We start from the raw sequence: 15468 nt of genomic DNA on the forward strand, positions 1-15468 counted from the left end.
AAAATAAAGTTTTTAGGTTAGAAGATATTTAGAGCCAGTTCCTTTTCTGCGTGGTGCGAACTGAACACAAATGGTCTTCTTCTTTACTCGTTTAACAAAATATATTGTTTTTGCTACACACATATACATAAGGTATTTGTGCGTAACTGCATAACTGCGTAACTGCGTAACTGCGTAACTGCGTAACTGCGTAACTGCGTAACTGATTCATACAATAGAATTTACCCAAATTTACAATTTATTTTCTTACAAAGAAATTTATAATGTTAAATTTTCGTGTTGTTTATCTTAATTTAATGATATTGTTGAGTATTGATTAATTATTAGTGTTATAAATTTATATTTCATAAAATAAAAGGTTTTAAATTCAATACTAAATTGTATAAGATTTTAGAATAAAACACTATAATCTGAATCTTTAAATTTCAAATTTCAACGTATTATTAGTAATTGGAATTTGGAATTTTTTTATTGGAATTTATTTTTTAAAAATACTATCTTTACCAATTAATCGTTTTATGAACTTAAGTTGCAATTAGCAACACTATCTATATAATTATGGCTTGTACAAGTTGTTCAACCTCAGATGGCGGTGCGCCTAAAGGTTGTAAAAATAATGGAACTTGCGGCACAGACAGCTGCAATAAACTAACCGTTTTCGATTGGTTGGCTAATATGAATTTGCCAAACGGTGAAGTACCTTTTGATTGTGTTGAAGTACGTTTTAAAAACGGAAGAAAAGAATTTTATAGAAATTCAGAAAAAATTACTTTAAGCATTGGCGATATTGTTGCTACAGAAGCTGCGCCAGGACACGATATTGGTATTGTAACACTCACAGGAGAATTGGTGCGTGTGCAAATGAAGAAAAAAGGTGTTAGTATAAAAAGTCCAGATATTACCAAAATTTATAGAAAAGCATCGCAAAGAGACATTGATATTTGGAGCGAAGCTAGAGATAAAGAAGAGCCAATGAAAGTTAAAGCTCGTGAAATTGCTATTGCTTTAAAATTGCAAATGAAAATTTCTGATATAGAATTTCAAGGCGATGGATCTAAAGCAATTTTTTATTACACAGCAGAAGATAGAGTAGATTTTAGACAATTAATTAAAGAATTTGCACAAACATTTAAAGCTAGAATTGAGATGAAACAAGTTGGTTTTCGTCAAGAAGCAGCTCGACTTGGTGGTATTGGTTCTTGTGGTAGAGAATTGTGTTGTTCTACTTGGTTAACCGATTTTAGAAGTGTAAATACCTCAGCAGCAAGATACCAACAACTTTCTTTAAATCCTCAAAAACTTGCTGGACAATGCGGAAAACTAAAATGTTGCTTAAATTATGAATTGGATACTTATTTAGATGCATTAAAAGATTTTCCAGAATTTGAAACAAAATTACACACAGAAAAAGGTGATGCAATTTGTCAGAAACAAGATATTTTTAAAGGATTAATGTGGTTTGCCTATACCGATAATTTTGCAAATTGGCACGTTTTAAAAATAGAACAAGTAAGAGAAATTATTGTTCAAAATAAACAAAAAATTAGAGTTTCATCATTAGAAGATTTTGCAATTGAACTAGTTGTAGAGCAAGAAGCAAATTTTAATAATGCAATGGGACAAGAGAGTTTAACGCGTTTTGATCAACCAAAAAAGAAGCACAATAATAAAAATAAAAACAAAGTCGCTTCTGCAAATACTAATCAGAATGCAAATCCAAATCAAAACAAAATTAATCCCAATCAGAACAAGATAAATCCAAATCAACAAAAACCAAATCCTAATCAAAATCAAAACCCAAATCAGAATCCAAACCTAAATAAACCAGCAAATAAAAAACCAATAATTATAAAAAAGAATGAAGATTCTAAATAACCTTCTTTTAATTTTAGTGGCAGTTTCTATAATTTCTTGCGATGAAAAAAGAGTTTTTGACGAATATAAATCGGTTGGAACTTCTTGGCACAAAGACAGTATTGTGAAATTTAAATTGCCAAAATTAGATGTAAATAAAAAATTTAATCTTTTTGTAAACATTAGAGATAATAACGATTTTCCATACAGTAATTTATTTTTAATTGTTTCGCTAGAACAGCCAAATAAAAAAGTAAAAGTAGATACTTTAGAATATCAAATGGCAAATCTTGACGGAACTTTACTTGGCGATGGATTTTCTGATGTAAAAGAAAGTAAACTTTTTTATAAGCAAAATCAATCCTTCAATCTTAAAGGAGATTACAAAATAAAAATTCAACAAGCAGTAAGACAAACTGGCAAAATTGTTGGAGACAAAGAATTAAAAGGAATTACCGAAGTTGGATTTAGAATAGAATCAACAGAATAAAAAAATATGGCACAAAATAAAACAGCTCAAAAAACTACAGCCAAAGTAAAAGATATTAGTTACTACAAAAGAAAATTCTGGAGACTATTCTTTTATGGCTTTGCATCAGTATTTCTATTTTTTCTATTTGCATCTTGGGGATTATTTGGTGCAATGCCATCTTTTGACGATTTAGAAAATCCAGAATCCAATCTTGCAACCGAAATTATATCTTCAGATGGAGTTACACTTGGTAAATTTTACAACGAAAATAGAACGGCAATAAATTATAAAGATTTACCAAAATCGCTTGTAGACGCATTAGTTTCTACAGAAGATGAACGTTTTTATGAACATTCTGGAATTGATGCTAAAAGAACATTTGGCGCAGCAGTAAAATTAGGAAAAGATGGTGGAGCAAGTACAATTACTCAACAATTAGCCAAATTATTATTTCACGGTGAAGGTTCTAAATTTTTACCATTTAGAATGGTACAAAAAGCTAAAGAATGGATAATTGCTATACGATTAGAAAGACAGTATACCAAAGAAGAAATTATTGCTTTGTACTTAAATCAAGTAGATTTTGTAAATGGTGCTGTCGGAATTCGCTCTGCTGCCAAAGTATATTTTAACAAAGAACCACGCGATTTAAAAATAGAAGAAAGCGCTATGATTGTTGGTATGTTAACCAATCCTTCTCGTTTCAACCCCAATCGTTTTCCAGATAGAACATTAACTCGAAGAAATATAGTTTTAGGTCAACTAGTAAGAAATAATCATCTTGAAGAATCTGCCAAAGAACTTTTAGTAAAAAAACCAATAAAATTAGATTTTCATCCAGAAAGTCACTTAGATGGTACAGCAACTTATTTTAGAGAATACCTGCGCGATTATATGAAAAATTGGGTAAAAGAACATAAAAAACCCAATGGAGATGAGTATGATGTTTATGGAGATGGACTAAAAATTTACACAACATTAGATTCTAAAATTCAACAACATGCAGAAGATGCAGTAAAAGCACATATTAAAAACTTGCAAGAAGAATTTTTTAAACAACAAAAAAGTAATAAAAATGCACCGTTTATAAGTATTACATCTTCCGAAACTAAAAAGATTTTTGATAAGGCAATGAAAAATTCAGAACGTTGGAGAATTTTAAAAGCTCAAGACATGTCTGATGAAGACATTATAAAAACATTTTCTGTAAAAACTAGAATGACCGTTTTTTCTTGGGACGGACAAAAAGAAATGACAATGACACCTTTAGATTCTATTCGTTATTACAAACATTTTCTACAAGCAGGTTTAATGTCTATGGAACCACAATCTGGACAAATAAAAGCTTGGGTTGGAGGAATAAATTACAAATTTTTTCAATACGATCACGTTGGTCAAGGTGCACGTCAAGTTGGTTCTACCTTTAAACCATTTGTTTACGCAACTGCAATAGAACAATTAGGAATGTCTCCATGCGATGTAATGCTTGATGGACCATTTATGATACGAAGAGGAAGACACAATGTTTCTACAAATTGGGAACCAAGAAACTCAGACAATCGTTATCGCGGAATGATGACTTTGAAAAAAGCATTAGCCAATTCTGTAAACGTAATTTCTGCCAAATTAATAGATAAAACTGGTCCACAAGCCGTTGTAGATTTAGCTCATAAACTAGGAGTAACATCAGAAATTCCAGTACAACCAGCAATTGCACTTGGCGCAGTAGATATTACGGTGCAGGATATGGTTGGCGCTTACAGCACATTTGCCAATGAAGGAGTTTACATAAAACCACAATTTATTTCAAGAATTGAAGATAAAAATGGAGGTATAATTTATGAACCAATTCCAGACACACACGATGTTTTAAATAAAGATATTGCATTTGCAGTAATAAAATTATTAGAAGGCGTTACCGAAGGTGGTTCTGGAGAACGTTTAAGAACAGATGGTGGCGGAAGTGGCAGTAATCGCTGGACAGGTTATCCATATATGTTTAAAAATGCCATTGCAGGAAAAACAGGAACAACACAAAATCAATCCGATGGTTGGTTTATTGGAATGGTTCCCAATTTAGTAACTGGCGTTTGGGTTGGTTGCGAAGATCGATCAGCACGATTTAGAAGCATAACCTATGGTCAAGGCGCAACAGCTGCATTACCAATTTGGGGATTTTTTATGAAAAAATGTTATGCAGATAAAGACCTTCAAATCTCTAAGGACGATTTTATAGAACCCGAAGAAATGTCAATAAAAGTCGATTGTGGCGGACCATCTAAATACAGCAACGGAACTTCCAAACGAAGAGATTCAACAGCCGTAGAACAAGAACAAAACACAGACGAATTTGAATTATAAGTTTTTCTAGAAGCCAATTCCAGCATTCCATTACAAGTTTGCTAGTAAAATTATTTTTTTCTAAGCCCAAAAATGCGCTTCCTTTGGTCGCAATTTTTAGTCAAGAAAAAATATAATTTTCCTCAAGCAAAGCTTTCCATTACAGTCTGGGCTAGTTCGTAGAAACTTCAACATCACAATTATAATACTAGTTTAAAAACTATGATAAATAAAAAAGTAAACTCGGTAAAAGAAGCACTTCAAGGAATTGAAGATACAATGACCATCATGCTTGGCGGTTTTGGCCTGTGCGGCATTCCAGAAAATTCTATAGCCGAATTAGTAAAGAAAAAAACTAAAAATCTAACTTGCATTTCTAATAATGCAGGTGTTGACGATTTTGGTTTGGGATTGTTATTGCAACAAAAACAAATCAAAAAAATGATATCAAGTTATGTAGGAGAAAATGCAGAGTTTGAACGTCAAATGCTTTCTGGTGAACTAGAAGTAGATTTAATTCCACAAGGAACTTTAGCCGAACGTTGTCGATCTGCACAAGCAGGAATTCCAGCATTTTTTACACCAGCAGGATTTGGAACTGAAGTTGCAGATGGAAAAGAAGTTAGAGACTTTAACGGAAAAATGCACATAATGGAACATGCCTTTAAAGCAGATTTTGCCATAGTAAAAGCTTGGAAAGGCGACGAAGCAGGAAATTTAATATTTAAAGGAACAGCCAGAAATTTTAATCCATGTATGTGTGGCGCAGCTAAAATTACAATTGCTGAGGTTGAAGAATTATTGCCAGCAGGAAGTTTAGATCCTAATGAAATTCATATTCCAGGAATACTGGTAAATAGAATTTTTCAAGGAGAAAAATATGAAAAACGAATAGAGCAACGAACTGTTAGAACCATTTTTTAAATTAAATTACTTGATAATTCTTAATGATCCTTAATACCTTAATGGTTTAAAAATATGTTAGATAAAAATCAAATAGCAAAACGCATAGCTAAAGAGTTAAAACACAATTATTATGTTAACTTAGGAATAGGCATTCCAACACTGGTTGCCAATTATATTCCAGAAGGAATTGATGTAGAATTTCAAAGTGAAAATGGAGTTCTAGGAATGGGACCATTTCCGTTTGAAGGCGATGAAGATGCCGATTTAATAAACGCAGGAAAACAAACCATTACAATGTTGCCTGGAGCAAGTTTGTTTGACTCAGCTTTTAGTTTCGGAATGATCCGTGGTCAACACGTAGATTTAACAATTCTTGGCGCGATGGAAGTTTCAGAAAATGGAGATATTGCCAATTGGAAAATTCCAGGAAAAATGGTAAAAGGAATGGGTGGCGCAATGGATTTAGTAGCTTCTGCCGAAAATATAATTGTAGCCATGATGCACGTTAACAAAGCAGGCGAAAGTAAAATTTTAAAAAAATGTACTTTGCCATTAACAGGAGTTGGTTGTGTAAAAAAAGTAGTTACAGAATTAGCCGTTTTAGAAATTACACCACAAGGTTTTAAATTAGTAGAACGTGCACCAGGAGTTTCTGTAGAACAAATAATTGCATCAACCGAGGCAACATTGATTATTGATGGTGAAATTATGGAAATGGTTATTGATTAAATATGAAATTTAATGATTTAACATATTCTGAAGCTATCGAACAAGTTATGATTGAAAATGGAAATTTTGCACCATTAAAATTAATATATGATAACATTGAAAAATTTAGAAAAAAAACTGGAAAAACACCTGATAATACAATTCAAGAAAGAGTTCAAAGAGATAATAGATTTACAAGAATTTCAAAAGGAGTATATGGTTTAACAGAATTTTTAGAAAAAGTTTATATAAATGATTTAGGTAATTTCGATTATGATAACGATAAGATAGTATTTAAAAAGCGAAAAATCACTGAACAAATTGTTGAACAAAAAATAAGAATTGGACAGAATGATTTTAGAAATAATTTATTTAAAGAAATGAATTCTTGTCCAATAACAGGAATAAATGAAAAGAGATTATTAATTGCAAGTCATATAAAACCATGGGTACATTGTGATAATGAGGAAAGATTAAATCCAAAAAATGGATTTCTTTTATCACCATTGTATGATAAACTTTTTGATAAAAGTGTAGGTTTGATTACTTTTAATTTGAATAAAGAGGTTTTATTATCAAAAAAAATATTAAATAATTATAATATTAAGAGATTAAATATTGAGCACAAACAGGTTTTCGAAAATTTACCTGTAAAAGGTAGAGAAGAATTTTTAGAGTATCATCAAAAACATATATTTCAAAAATAATGAGTTCAAAAGGAGAATTATTTGTATCAGAGGAGTTAGTTGAGATGGCTTCAAACGCTGAATTATTAGATTTAACGAAGGAGAAATTATTAATTCCAGATGCGTATTATGAAATTTGGAGAGAAGAGGATTTACCTATTGAAGATGTCATTAACATTATAGCTTTTTACAGCGATGATAGTGAAGAGTTAGATAATGTGGTTGAAGAAGGTGAAAAAGTTGGGGAAGTTAAATTTAAAATTAACCATTTTGTAGATGATTGGGGTTATGGTAAGTTCATTAACTACTATATAGAATCATTGGAAAGAAATGGAATAATAAAACATTTTGATAAAGATTAATATAAATAGTTTGAAATATGTTATCTGTATCATACAACAACGAAGGATTAATGAGTGAACAAGAAATTAAAGCAATATTATCTAAATATGGTAAATATGATTTAGTAACTACAGATTATCAAAGATTTAAAGCAGATAAAACAGAAAATAGAAATCATATTGCAAATTCAACTACAGAATTCCTTCATATTTTAGAGAAATAAATTAATCATCCACCAAACTGTCTCAAGTGATGATCTAAATGTTTGTAAAATAATTTTCCCCATTCGTTTGGCGTCATTGGTCCAAAAAACGGATGCGTTTTAGTTTTTATAATTTCTTCTCCTTCTATTCCAAATCTTGAAATTAAACTAGATAATGTCGCTTTTTCTTTATCAAAATCATACGTAGAAACTATAACAAAATCTTTGGCTGTTGGTAAATTTTGCTTAAATGGTTCATCTTTATCAATTAGCTTTTTCTTCATCATCTTGCCAAATAATAAACTAATAATATTTCTTTTAATAACCAGTTTATTATCAGCAACTTCAAGAGGTTTTTGACAATGAACAAGCATTTGCGAAACATTCATTTTACCCCAAATTCGTTCAGAGTCAACAGTTAATAAATTAATTCTATCTACAATTTCTTTATTATCCTCTTTATTAAAAATGTTTTTCATAATTAAAAATATTTAATTTTTTCTATTTCACAAAAAACCAACTAGCTACAAAAATCGCAGTAATTACACAAATTAAATCTACCAATAACATAGTTGCTAAAACGTATCTTGTATTTTTAACTTTTATACTTCCAAAATAAACTGCAATTACATAAAACGTAGTTTCAGCACTGCATTGAAAAATACTACTCAGTCTTCCTGTTAGTGAATCTACACCATAAGTTTTCATAGAATCTATCATAAATCCTCGTGAACCACTAGAACTAAATGGTCTTAACATTGCAACTGGTAGAGAATTTGTAATTTCTTTAGAAACGCCAAGATTTAAAAAAACAAATGCCAATCCGTTACTTATATTTTCAAATAAACCACTGTTTCTAAAAAACGAAATGGCAACGAGCATACCTAATACATAAGGAAAAATAGTAACTCCAGTTTTTACACCATTGTTGGCACCAGTTACAAAAGCGTCATAAATAGTCGTATTTAATGCTACAAATTTCTTTTCGTTAATGAATGAAAACACCAAAGTAAATCCGATAATTGCCACTAACATTAAACCTGATAAATTAGAAGTAAAATAATTTTTACCTATAAAATCTAAACGATTTACATAAAATAATAATCCAACAATTGCAGCAATCAGTGTTACTAAACCAGTTATTAAAGAAGCACTTTTAAAGTTAATTTTCTGTTTTATTCCAACAATTAAAAATGCAGCAATTGTTCCAACAAATGAAGTTATTATACAAGGTAACATAACATCGGCAGGATTTGCTGCGTTTTCTGCGGCACGATATCCAATTATTGAAGTTGGAATTAATGTTAATCCTGCAGCATGCAAACACATAAACATTATTTGTGCATCTGTTGCTTTATCTTTATCTGGATTTAAAGTTTGCAAACTTTCCATAGCTTTTAACCCAAATGGCGTTGCGGCAGAATCTAAACCAAGAAAATTAGCAGCGAAATTCAAAGTCATATAAGAAATTGATTCGTGATTTTTGGGTAAAGAAGGAAATACTTTTATAAAAACTGGGCTTAATTTTTTGGCTAATTTTTCTGCTGCGCCACTATCTATTAGCAATTGCATTAATCCACAAAAGAATGCTAAGTAAGCCATTAATGGTAAAATTATGTCGAATAAAGTAGTTTTACAAGTTGGTAAAAGCCCATCCGATTTTTGAACGCCACTATAAATTTTTACAGTTTGATTTTTGTAAACGTAAGTTGTATCAAAATTTAATGTGTCTTTGTCTATTTTAAACGTTTTTTCTTTAGATTTTAAAATGCTATCTTTAATAAAAACTGGAATGTCTTTTAAATATTTTTCTGATATAAGAATTGGATCATCTTTTTTCCCATTTAAAACATAGTCAATAGTATAACTTTTTCCAAGAAATAAACTTACTATAACATATAAAATAGATGCTATGAAAATTGTTAACCAAAATCTACTTAATACCATAATTTTAATTTTTGTAAATGTAGTAATTCAATGTCAAAAGTCAATTGCAATATCAATTGCAATATCAAAAGTTAATTATAATTTTTTTAATTTATACGTGAGTTATTTCATCTTCAATTAATAAATCTTCACGTCTAAAACGAAGAAAAACTTGTGCAACAGCAATTACATCTTTTTCGCAATAGGTTACAATTCTGTCAATGTCTTTTTCTACATAGAAAACGTGACCTACTTGACTTCCATCAATATCGCCTTTGGATGACGGAATTCCTAGAATTTTAGTCAATAATTTTAGTGATGTAAAATGTTTATAATCGCCAAATTTCCATAACTCTAAGGTATCAAGATGTGGAATTTCCCAAGGTTTTTTTCCAAATAAATTGAGCTTATTCGGAATGGCAACTTGGTTAATAATCATTCGACGAGCAAGAAATGGAATGTCAAATTCTTTGGCATTATGACCACACATTACGTGTTGCGAAAGATTAAAATGATTGTTTACTAGATTATTAAAATCAGTTAACAACTTTTTTTCTTCACCAAAAAAAGAGGTAACTCTAAAGTTTCTAATGTCTGCTTTTGTGATAAAATAACCAACTGATATGCAAACTATTTTACCAAATTCTGCCCAAATTCCTGCTCTGTCATAAAATTCTTGAGGAGTAAAATCGTCTTTGCGTTGGTATTGGCTTTTTTGTTCCCAAAGTTGTTTCAATTCATCGTCTAGCGAATTGAAATTTTCTTCTAATGGAACGGTTTCTATATCTAGAAATAAAATATTGTCAAGCCGGATTTTTTCTATCATAATTTTCAACCACAAATTACACTAATTTTCACAAATTTAAAAAAGTGTAAAATTTAGTATTTAAATTAATAAGAAACGAATTTAAGAAAATTAGTGAAAATTAGTGTAATTCGTGGCTAAACTTTTAAAACAAACTTTGTTGACTGGTTGGATTTTCGTGTTCTAACAACCATTTTTTGCGCCACAAACCTCCAGCATAACCAGTTAACGAACCATCTTTTCCTATAACTCTGTGGCACGGAATTACTATCCAAAGTGGGTTTTTTCCGTTGGCTGATGCTACTGCACGAATTGCTTTTACATCGCCAAGTTTTTTAGATAATTCCAAATAGGACATTGTTTTTCCAAAAGTTATATTTAGTAATTCTTGCCAAACTCGTTGTTGAAAATCGGTTCCTTTAGGGTTTAATTTAAAAGTGAAATTGGTTCTGTTTCCTTCAAAATAGTCTTGAAGTTGTGTTACTGCTTCTTTTAATTCGTTTGAAATTGTTGTAGAAACTTCTCCTTCTTCTAGAATTGAAATTATGGAAACTCCATTTTTATCGCCAACTAATTTGGTGATTCCGAGTGGTGAATTTATGAAGCAGGTTTGCATTTTATTTATTCTTTCTTTTTAAGCCAACCTTTTTTTGGAGAAATAGTTAAGCTTAAACCATTATATCTGTCTGATATTAAAAATCCACCTTTAGTATTTGGACTGTTGACTAAATTTATAATCTCGTATTTACCTTCAACTGCGAAACTGGTACTAAAACCTCCATTAGAAAATAATTCCAATTGTAATAATGCAAATTTTGATTCATAATTAAACCCAATTGATGCTTCTGTATTTAAAGTTATTTTTTTTTGATTGGTAGTTTCTGCTAAAAAAATTAATTTCTCGTCAATATTATTATTTACATATAAAAATACATTTATTTTTTCATCAATCCCTGTAAATAAATTTAATCCAAGTCCTGCACCAAAAACTAAATTTAATTTAGGATTAACTTTTAAAAAATATTCAGTTTTAAAAGGGATTGAAATTATAAACTGATTAAAAGGATTATATTCTGTTAAGGTATAATCGACACCATATCCAATATCATCATCAGAAATATTTAAATCAAAAACTGGCGAAAACTCCTTAGCAATTATACCTGTTTTAAAATTGAAACTTCCAGATTGTGCAAAGTTGTAAGTTAAACCAAATTGATAAGAAAACGCTTTTGTAAAATTTACACTCGGATAATTATTTATATATCCATTATTGTAATTATTTGGCATAATCCAAGAAGGCTGTAAAACTAAACTTAGTTTAGAATATTTTTTATGGAATAGATTTTCTGCTGTTTGAGCATTACAATTAACAGAAAATATAGTTGCAAGTACATGGCTTGCAACTATATATTTTTTAATTTTTAAACATATCATGGTAATAATTTATTTCAATTAATGTTAAGTTTGTGAGTAATTATAATTTGTTGAATTCTATTTTAATATTAAAAAAAATCTAGTTTACAGATATTTGTAGTTTGAATAATAGAAATAAATTTTATTTTTACAAGTAATAAGATAAAAATTTATTTAGCTTAAAATTTTATGCCTACACCTATTCGAAATGTATTTCTTTTACCGCTATATATTTCTAACACTAAATCATCAATTTGAGAAGTAAAACTTTTTGAATATCTAGTTTCTACAAAAAATCTTTTGCTAATATTGTATTGAATACCTAATTCTCCGGATACTCCAAAATTTCTAAATCTATAATATCTTTCAAAACTATCGTTATCGTTATCGGCAATAAAATCTAATTTTGGACCTAAAAGTATAAAACATTTTTTTAGAAATCTACGCTTAAAGTGTACTGGTATTTCTATAAAATGATAGTTATCCGTGTAAGAAAATAAAAGTTCATTTTCGAAATTCCATTCATTATTTAATTCTGTATCAGAAAACAAACTTCCATACAATTCGTAACCTATATAACCTGTTTTTGTACCATCTAATTCTGTACCGTTAACTGTACTTTTATTATAACCACCTTTTATTCCAAAGGTTGTGCTTTTTTTAGATTGTGCTGTAATACTAGAGCTTACAATTAAAAGCATAAATAATATTGCTATTTTTTCAAGATTCATTTAAATTATTGTTTTTAATTTTAATAAGTTTTAAGAAAGGTTGAAAGTTTAATACTTTCAACCTTAATTTTTTAATTATTTGGCATATCAAAATAATCTCTAGTAACTAATAAATTGCCTTGTTTATGTGAACTGTACAATAAATTATCTTGTACTGTGATATTAAAATATCTTGGTGTACCAACTTGTGTTATAGCGTTTGTAGATACAAACTTAACTTTAACTTTTCTACGTCTTTTTGTCTTTGTAACTAATAAAGTTTTTAAGTCAATACAATCAAAATAATTTGCACCTTGTGTTCCTAATGTCAAACCACCAATTTCAGCGGTAATTGTTGATCTCCTTACTCTCCATTTATTATTTCTTTTAACATATCCTTTGGTTCTTGCTATAACTCTGCTTGCAGAAATACTTGTAGCAGGTGAACTCGCAATATTAGTGCCAAATGCTGTTCTTAATTTACTACTTCTTTTAATTTTATTTCCATTTAATTCAGCGTAATCAGTTTCTTTCTTATAATTAGCACAAGTTAAAGTTAAAGTTGAAGCTGGAGGTGTAACATAAACAACATTTGGATTATTTGTAATTGTTTGTCCAGCATTAATTTGTTGTAATGCAACTAAGTCCATATTTGCAATTTCTATCCAAGTTCCATTATCTTTTATAAGTTTATATATTTTGTAATTTTTAGGTGAAGTACCTATAATAACTTCATGACCATAACTCAATAATGCTCTTTCAGTATCGTCATCTACAAAATCATTATCAGGATCGGTATTTGCATTCCATTGTCCATCTACTTGTAAATCTAACCAAGCATTTTCTTCTACTAACAATTTTTTTCTTAATGAACAGAATTCCATTTCAGTTTCAAATTTAATAAGAATATTATCTTCATCAAAATTTGCAGTAAGAGCTGCCGCATCATATTGTGCATCTGTTATATTTGCTGGTAACGAACTATCAAACGTATTACAATAATTTTCAGTTAATAAATCCAACTGTTCAATAGTTGCATAATATTTTTCCCATGTAGGAAATATCAATATGTTATTATTACAAGTTGTTGGTAAACCATTATTAATCAATGCTGATTGAACACCAGGAATTAAAAGACTTGGCTTTTGCAATACCGTATTTTTTTCGACACCACTATCTACTATGTTTTCATCTTGTTGACATGATGTAAATGTATATAAAAATAAAATATATACACAATTTTAAATTTATTCATTTTTTTTGATTTTTAAGTTTACTTACTCTTTCGATTTTCAGTATACCTCGTTTACATTTTTAAAGTCGTAGTAAATTTCACATATTGACATTGGACTTATCAATCCATATTATTAGATAATTTTAATATTTATTCAAAGTTTAAAATTATTTGTAATTTGGTAAAATAATTAAATGATAAATATTTTCAATTAATTGATAAGTTTTTTCCTTATATTTGATAAAAAAAATCTATGACAACAATTTCTAGGAATTTAAGAAAATTTAGAGAGTCTAATACTCCATTTGGTCAAAAAGAAATGGCTTTGCAACTTGGTGTTCAACAAAATACCTATTGTACTTGGGAAAGTGGCACGAGTGATGTAAAGAGTGAATATTTGCCAAAATTATCAGAAATATTAGGTGTAGAAATAAAAGATTTATTTAGTCAAGATTCATCTAAAGTTGAAATTACTCAACATATTTCAGAGAATAAAGATAGTTCTATAAATGGATTGGTTTTTGTTTTAACTGATGAAAAATCTGTTAAAGAACTAGTAACGGTTTTAAAAAACAATTTACCTAATAATAATAAATAAATTAAATGTTGAATTGTGTTCTGTTGAGATTCTTCCTGCGTCAGAATAACAAGTTAATGCAAAAATTATTTAGCGAAACTTAAAATATAAATTTCCAATGATTTTAGTTCTACATTACTCATTACTTTGGTGATTTCTAAATTAATTTTCATTGTTTCGTATTGTGTTGGATCTACAATTGGCTCGGCTTCTGCTTTAAGAAAATTTACTAAACTTGCGTTTTCTTTTTTATAAATTGTTGCCATTTGTTCTATGCTTGGTCCAACAACTTTATTATTGGGTTGATGGCAAGCTACACAATTGTTTTCTTGAAACAATGTTTCACCTCTTTCAAATGATGCTATTTCTGGAACAGAATTTTGTGGTTTTATAGTTTCTTTTTTACAAGAAATCAATAAAATTGTGAATGTGATTGCTATTATAATTTTCATTTTTAGTACTATTTTAGTTCAATACAATTGCTATCTAACCCTGATTGATTGAAATAACAAATTGTTTTTACAATTTTTATGGAATGAAAGCAGGAATATGGATTATTGAAAATGCGCAAGCCATTCGTTACCCATTTTTTAAAATAATCGCTGCTTCTTTAGCAAAATAGGTAGAAATTAAAGTTGCTCCTGCGCGTTTAATGCACATTAATTGTTCCATCATAATTTTGTCGTTATCAAGCCAACCTCTTTCTGCAGCTGCTTTTACCATTGCATATTCGCCAGAAACGTGAAAAACAGTAACTGGAACATTTACCGCATTTTTTACCTCACGAACAATGTCTAGATAAGCAATTCCGGGTTTTACCATGACCATATCTGCGCCTTCTTCAACATCCATTAATGCTTCTTTTATGGCTTCGATGCGGTTGGCATAATCCATTTGGTAGGTTTTTTTGTCCTTCGGTGCTTCGACACGCTCAGTATTTGAAGTGTTGTTTTTTGGCGCAGAATCTAGAGCATCACGAAATGGTCCATAAAAAGCTGAGGCATATTTAGCAGAATAACTCATAATTCCCACGTTTTGGAATCCTGCTGCGTCTAAACCTTGACGTAAACGTAATACTCTTCCGTCCATCATGTCGCTTGGTGCTACAAAATCTGCTCCAGCTTGTGCGTGAGAAACTGCCATTTTTACTAATGCTTCGTTGGTTGCATCGTTGGCAACATCGCCATTTTCTATAATTCCGTCGTGACCGTAAATTGAATATGGATCTAAAGCTACATCTGGCATTACAATCATTTCTGGACAAGCGGTTTTAATTGCTTTGATTGCTTGTTG

At 29.7% G+C, this 15468-nt stretch carries 18 protein-coding genes; 9 read left to right on the forward strand and 9 right to left on the reverse strand.

Annotated features, from left to right (window positions below):
• The first annotated feature begins 558 nt into the window (after window positions 1-558).
• The 8 genes from ACH2BC_RS10995 to ACH2BC_RS11030 all read left to right on the forward strand — a co-directional run bounded on the left by ACH2BC_RS10995 (window position 559) and on the right by ACH2BC_RS11030 (window position 7531).
• The gene (locus ACH2BC_RS10995) at window positions 559-1875 is read left to right on the forward strand and encodes a stage 0 sporulation family protein (RefSeq protein WP_395054050.1); all 1317 of its coding nucleotides are present in this window, start codon (window positions 559-561) and stop codon (window positions 1873-1875) included.
• Window positions 1859-2344 (forward strand): gliding motility lipoprotein GldH, encoded by a 486-nt coding sequence (locus tag ACH2BC_RS11000; protein WP_395054051.1) that lies wholly within the window; start codon window positions 1859-1861, stop codon window positions 2342-2344. The genes ACH2BC_RS10995 and ACH2BC_RS11000 overlap by 17 nt, the downstream gene beginning before the upstream one ends.
• Window positions 2345-2350: 6 nt before the next feature.
• On the forward strand, window positions 2351-4687 hold the full coding sequence (locus ACH2BC_RS11005) for a penicillin-binding protein 1A (protein ID WP_395054052.1): 2337 nt from the start codon (window positions 2351-2353) through the stop codon (window positions 4685-4687).
• A 201-nt stretch (window positions 4688-4888) separates the two neighbouring features.
• Window positions 4889-5590 (forward strand): CoA transferase subunit A, encoded by a 702-nt coding sequence (locus tag ACH2BC_RS11010; protein WP_395054053.1) that lies wholly within the window; start codon window positions 4889-4891, stop codon window positions 5588-5590.
• Window positions 5591-5644: 54 nt separating this feature from the next.
• Window positions 5645-6301 (forward strand): CoA transferase subunit B, encoded by a 657-nt coding sequence (locus ACH2BC_RS11015; protein WP_395054054.1) that lies wholly within the window; start codon window positions 5645-5647, stop codon window positions 6299-6301.
• Between the two features lie 2 nt (window positions 6302-6303).
• A complete protein-coding gene (locus ACH2BC_RS11020; protein WP_395054055.1) occupies window positions 6304-6987 on the forward strand; it encodes an HNH endonuclease in 684 nt (227 codons plus the stop codon).
• Window positions 6987-7328, forward strand: coding sequence for a hypothetical protein (locus ACH2BC_RS11025; RefSeq protein WP_395054056.1), 342 nt, complete (start codon window positions 6987-6989; stop codon window positions 7326-7328). Before ACH2BC_RS11020 ends, ACH2BC_RS11025 begins: the two co-directional genes overlap by 1 nt.
• Before the next feature lie 17 nt (window positions 7329-7345).
• Complete coding sequence (locus ACH2BC_RS11030; RefSeq protein ID WP_395054057.1) at window positions 7346-7531, forward strand: hypothetical protein; 186 nt, start codon at window positions 7346-7348, stop codon at window positions 7529-7531.
• Window positions 7532-7536: 5 nt separating this feature from the next.
• Here ACH2BC_RS11030 and ACH2BC_RS11035 read toward each other — a convergent pair whose 3' ends face one another.
• The 7 genes from ACH2BC_RS11035 to ACH2BC_RS11065 all read right to left on the reverse strand — a co-directional run bounded on the left by ACH2BC_RS11035 (window position 7537) and on the right by ACH2BC_RS11065 (window position 13515).
• Complete coding sequence (locus ACH2BC_RS11035; RefSeq protein WP_395054058.1) at window positions 7537-7989, reverse strand: DUF1569 domain-containing protein; 453 nt, start codon at window positions 7987-7989, stop codon at window positions 7537-7539.
• A 22-nt stretch (window positions 7990-8011) separates the two neighbouring features.
• Window positions 8012-9457, reverse strand: a complete 1446-nt coding sequence (locus tag ACH2BC_RS11040) for a nucleoside recognition domain-containing protein (protein ID WP_395054059.1) — start codon at window positions 9455-9457, stop codon at window positions 8012-8014.
• 91 nt (window positions 9458-9548) lie between these two features.
• A complete protein-coding gene (locus ACH2BC_RS11045; protein WP_395054060.1) occupies window positions 9549-10262 on the reverse strand; it encodes a 3'-5' exonuclease in 714 nt (237 codons plus the stop codon).
• Between the two features lie 124 nt (window positions 10263-10386).
• Complete coding sequence (locus ACH2BC_RS11050) at window positions 10387-10857, reverse strand: methylated-DNA--[protein]-cysteine S-methyltransferase (RefSeq protein WP_395054061.1); 471 nt, start codon at window positions 10855-10857, stop codon at window positions 10387-10389.
• Between the two features lie 5 nt (window positions 10858-10862).
• On the reverse strand, window positions 10863-11675 hold the full coding sequence (locus tag ACH2BC_RS11055; RefSeq protein ID WP_395054062.1) for a hypothetical protein: 813 nt from the start codon (window positions 11673-11675) through the stop codon (window positions 10863-10865).
• Between the two features lie 158 nt (window positions 11676-11833).
• Window positions 11834-12385, reverse strand: a complete 552-nt coding sequence (locus ACH2BC_RS11060) for an outer membrane beta-barrel protein (RefSeq protein ID WP_395054063.1) — start codon at window positions 12383-12385, stop codon at window positions 11834-11836.
• A gap of 71 nt (window positions 12386-12456) precedes the next feature.
• Window positions 12457-13515 carry a hypothetical protein gene (locus ACH2BC_RS11065; protein ID WP_395054064.1) on the reverse strand — a complete coding sequence of 353 codons (1059 nt, stop codon included), beginning with the start codon at window positions 13513-13515 and terminating at the stop codon, window positions 12457-12459.
• A gap of 336 nt (window positions 13516-13851) precedes the next feature.
• Between ACH2BC_RS11065 and ACH2BC_RS11070 the strand changes: the two genes are divergently transcribed.
• The gene (locus ACH2BC_RS11070; protein ID WP_395054065.1) at window positions 13852-14196 is read left to right on the forward strand and encodes a helix-turn-helix domain-containing protein; all 345 of its coding nucleotides are present in this window, start codon (window positions 13852-13854) and stop codon (window positions 14194-14196) included.
• A 65-nt stretch (window positions 14197-14261) separates the two neighbouring features.
• On the opposite strand, the gene ACH2BC_RS11075 is transcribed toward ACH2BC_RS11070, so the two are convergent.
• Window positions 14262-14627 (reverse strand): c-type cytochrome, encoded by a 366-nt coding sequence (locus ACH2BC_RS11075; protein WP_395054066.1) that lies wholly within the window; start codon window positions 14625-14627, stop codon window positions 14262-14264.
• 127 nt (window positions 14628-14754) lie between these two features.
• The coding region (gene hemB / locus ACH2BC_RS11080; RefSeq protein WP_395054067.1) for a porphobilinogen synthase at window positions 14755-15468 on the reverse strand (714 nt) is incomplete at its 5' end.

The organism is Flavobacterium sp. (assembly GCF_043760115.1).
Taxonomy (GTDB): Bacteria; Bacteroidota; Bacteroidia; order Flavobacteriales; family Flavobacteriaceae; genus Flavobacterium.

Bases quoted from the DNA above. Each gene is read 5' to 3' on its own strand.
- ACH2BC_RS11055 (WP_395054062.1), bottom strand. From the start codon at position 11,675: ATGATATGTTTAAAAATTAAAAAATATATAGTTGCAAGCCATGTACTT.
- ACH2BC_RS11040 (WP_395054059.1), bottom strand. From the start codon at position 9,457: ATGGTATTAAGTAGATTTTGGTTAACAATTTTCATAGCATCTATTTTA.
- ACH2BC_RS11045 (WP_395054060.1), bottom strand. From the start codon at position 10,262: ATGATAGAAAAAATCCGGCTTGACAATATTTTATTTCTAGATATAGAA.
- ACH2BC_RS11015 (WP_395054054.1), top strand. From the start codon at position 5,645: ATGTTAGATAAAAATCAAATAGCAAAACGCATAGCTAAAGAGTTAAAA.
- ACH2BC_RS11025 (WP_395054056.1), top strand. From the start codon at position 6,987: ATGAGTTCAAAAGGAGAATTATTTGTATCAGAGGAGTTAGTTGAGATG.
- ACH2BC_RS11075 (WP_395054066.1), bottom strand. From the start codon at position 14,627: ATGAAAATTATAATAGCAATCACATTCACAATTTTATTGATTTCTTGT.
- ACH2BC_RS11005 (WP_395054052.1), top strand. From the start codon at position 2,351: ATGGCACAAAATAAAACAGCTCAAAAAACTACAGCCAAAGTAAAAGAT.
- ACH2BC_RS11035 (WP_395054058.1), bottom strand. From the start codon at position 7,989: ATGAAAAACATTTTTAATAAAGAGGATAATAAAGAAATTGTAGATAGA.
- ACH2BC_RS11020 (WP_395054055.1), top strand. From the start codon at position 6,304: ATGAAATTTAATGATTTAACATATTCTGAAGCTATCGAACAAGTTATG.
- ACH2BC_RS11000 (WP_395054051.1), top strand. From the start codon at position 1,859: ATGAAGATTCTAAATAACCTTCTTTTAATTTTAGTGGCAGTTTCTATA.
- ACH2BC_RS11060 (WP_395054063.1), bottom strand. From the start codon at position 12,385: ATGAATCTTGAAAAAATAGCAATATTATTTATGCTTTTAATTGTAAGC.
- ACH2BC_RS11050 (WP_395054061.1), bottom strand. From the start codon at position 10,857: ATGCAAACCTGCTTCATAAATTCACCACTCGGAATCACCAAATTAGTT.
- ACH2BC_RS11070 (WP_395054065.1), top strand. From the start codon at position 13,852: ATGACAACAATTTCTAGGAATTTAAGAAAATTTAGAGAGTCTAATACT.
- ACH2BC_RS11010 (WP_395054053.1), top strand. From the start codon at position 4,889: ATGATAAATAAAAAAGTAAACTCGGTAAAAGAAGCACTTCAAGGAATT.
- ACH2BC_RS10995 (WP_395054050.1), top strand. From the start codon at position 559: ATGGCTTGTACAAGTTGTTCAACCTCAGATGGCGGTGCGCCTAAAGGT.
- ACH2BC_RS11030 (WP_395054057.1), top strand. From the start codon at position 7,346: ATGTTATCTGTATCATACAACAACGAAGGATTAATGAGTGAACAAGAA.